The following is a 2,122-nucleotide window of genomic DNA, read 5'->3' as shown; positions in this document are numbered from 1 at the left end:
CTCTACAACGGCTGGGGGAACCCGCCCAGCCCCACGACTGTCATGAACGCGACCGGCGTGAAGTGGTTCACGCTGGCGTTCGTCCTGAGCAACGGCTACTGCAACCCGCAGTGGGACGGCCCCGCAACAGGGCATGTGTCACAGCGTGAGGTAGTTCCCTGGTCAAGCGGCGGCGCCTATCGTCATGGTCATGTTCGCCGTCTACGCCGCCCGAATCGACCGCGACCAGCCGCTCTCCGGCCTTGAGTTGGGGGAGCGTCCCGCCCCCGAGGCCCGGCCGGGCTGGAGTGTTGTCGACGTCAGGGCCGCTTCCCTCAATCACCATGACCTGTGGTCCCTGCGCGGCGTAGGCCTCGCGGAGGACAAGCTGCCGATGATCCTCGGCTGCGACGCCGCCGGTGTCGACGAGGACGGCAACGAGGTCGTCCTGCACTCCGTCATCGGCCAGACCGGTCACGGCGTCGGCCCCAAGGAACCCCGTTCCATCCTCACCGAGCACTACCAGGGCACCTTCGCCGAGCGGGTCGCCGTACCGACCTGGAACGTCCTGCCGAAGCCGAAGGAACTGTCCTTCGCGGAGGCCGCCTGTCTGCCCACGGCCTGGCTGACGGCGTACCGCATGCTCTTCACCAACTCCGGTGTACGGCCCGGTGATTCGGTGCTCGTGCAGGGTGCCGGCGGGGGTGTCGCCACGGCCGCCATCGTGCTCGCCAAGGCGGCCGGGCTGCGCGTCTTCGCGACCAGCCGGGACGAGGCCAAGCGGAAGCGGGCGCTGGAGCTCGGCGCGGTGGAGGCGGTGGAGCCGGGGGCGCGGTTGCCTCAGCGGGTCGACGCCGTCATCGAGACCGTCGGCGCCGCCACCTGGTCCCACTCGGTGAAATCGCTCAAGCCCGGCGGCACGCTCGTCATCTCCGGTGCCACCAGCGGTGACCGGCCCTCGCACGCCGAACTCACCCGCATCTTCTTCCTCGAACTCAAGGTCGTCGGCTCGACCATGGGCACCAAGGACGAGCTGGAGGACCTGCTCGCCTTCTGCGCGGCCACCGGTGTCCGTCCGGTCATCGACGAGGTGCTGCCCATGGACCGCGCCCGCGAGGGCTTCGAACGGCTCGACTCCGGCGGCCAGTTCGGCAAGATCGTCCTCACGAACGGTCAGTGACCCTGGCTGGCAGCTCCGGTGAGTAACTCCCTTTCCTGCGTGTGGCTTTGTGCGGCCGGTCCGGTTCTCCGGGCCGGCCGTCGGCGTGTGTCATCGCCGCGATCGCCGTCGTCGGGCGTCAACTTTGGTTGACATGCGGCGAGTGTCAACGTAGGTTGACATCATGACCGAAGCAACGGATCTCGCCGAGCGCGCGGGTGACCGTGATCCACGGGTCGGCCTGCGTGCCGTCTCCGCGCTGCGCAGGCTGGTGGAGCAGTTGGAGGCGGTGCAGGTGCGCAGTGCGCGCAACCAGGGCTGGTCGTGGCAGGAGATCGCAGCGGAACTCGGTGTCAGCAGGCAGGCCGTGCACAAGAAGTACGGGAGGCAGTGATGTTCGAACGGTTCACGAAGGACGCCCGCGCCGTGGTGCAGGGCGCGGTGCGGCAGTGCGAGCGGTCGGGGGCCGGTTCCGTCGACGCCGAACACCTGCTGCTGGCCCTCCTCGACCGCCAGGGCAGCCGGGGCTCCTTCGCCCTGACCGCCCTCGGTCTCGCTCCCGAGGAACGCAAGGAGTCCGTACGACAGGCTCTGGGCGACGCGCGCCGACGTGCGGGACTCTCGCAGGCCGAGGCCGACGCCCTTGCCGGGCTCGGTATCGACGTCTCGGAGATCGTCGCCCGGGTCGAGGAGGTGCACGGCGTCGGAGCGATGTCCGGCGAGCAAAAGCTCAGGGAGTCGTGGTCGGGCCGCCGTACCTTCAGCCGCGGCGCCAAGAACGTTGTGGAGAAGTCCCTGCGCATCGCCGTCGCCCACCGGGACCGGCACATCGGCGACGAACACATCCTCCTCGCGCTCACCGTCCTCCCCGGCGTGCCGGGCGAGGCGCTCGCCGATCACGGGGTGACGCACGAGGCGGTGACGCGGGTGCTGTACGGCGGGGGAGAGGCGAGGGCGGCCAGTTGAGGGTGGTGGGCTGAGGGT

The 2,122-nt window shown here is 69.6% G+C and carries 3 protein-coding genes and 1 pseudogene; all 4 read left to right on the top strand.

Annotated features, from left to right (window positions below):
- Window positions 1-153, top strand: a pseudogene (locus tag ACNFOC_RS53605) (chitinase); the annotation flags it as partial.
- A gap of 37 nt (window positions 154-190) precedes the next feature.
- Window positions 191-1,159 (top strand): zinc-binding dehydrogenase, encoded by a 969-nt coding sequence (locus ACNFOC_RS53600; RefSeq protein ID WP_416966199.1) that lies wholly within the window; start codon window positions 191-193, stop codon window positions 1,157-1,159.
- Between the two features lie 163 nt (window positions 1,160-1,322).
- The gene (locus ACNFOC_RS53595; RefSeq protein WP_266772466.1) at window positions 1,323-1,532 is read left to right on the top strand and encodes a helix-turn-helix domain-containing protein; all 210 of its coding nucleotides are present in this window, start codon (window positions 1,323-1,325) and stop codon (window positions 1,530-1,532) included.
- Window positions 1,532-2,104 (top strand): Clp protease N-terminal domain-containing protein, encoded by a 573-nt coding sequence (locus ACNFOC_RS53590; protein ID WP_416966198.1) that lies wholly within the window; start codon window positions 1,532-1,534, stop codon window positions 2,102-2,104. The genes ACNFOC_RS53595 and ACNFOC_RS53590 overlap by 1 nt, the downstream gene beginning before the upstream one ends.
- The last annotated feature ends 18 nt before the right edge of the window (window positions 2,105-2,122 follow it).

It is taken from the genome of Streptomyces colwelliae, assembly GCF_048158785.1.
In the GTDB taxonomy this organism is placed as follows: Bacteria; Actinomycetota; Actinomycetes; order Streptomycetales; family Streptomycetaceae; genus Streptomyces.
The sequence above is the reverse complement of the archived record's forward strand: the minus strand, read 5'-3'. Positions and strand labels throughout refer to the sequence as shown.

Coding starts and splice junctions, on each gene's coding strand:
- ACNFOC_RS53595 (WP_266772466.1), top strand. CDS start 1,323: ATGACCGAAGCAACGGATCTCGCCGAGCGCGCGGGTGACCGTGATCCA.
- ACNFOC_RS53590 (WP_416966198.1), top strand. CDS start 1,532: ATGTTCGAACGGTTCACGAAGGACGCCCGCGCCGTGGTGCAGGGCGCG.
- ACNFOC_RS53600 (WP_416966199.1), top strand. CDS start 191: ATGTTCGCCGTCTACGCCGCCCGAATCGACCGCGACCAGCCGCTCTCC.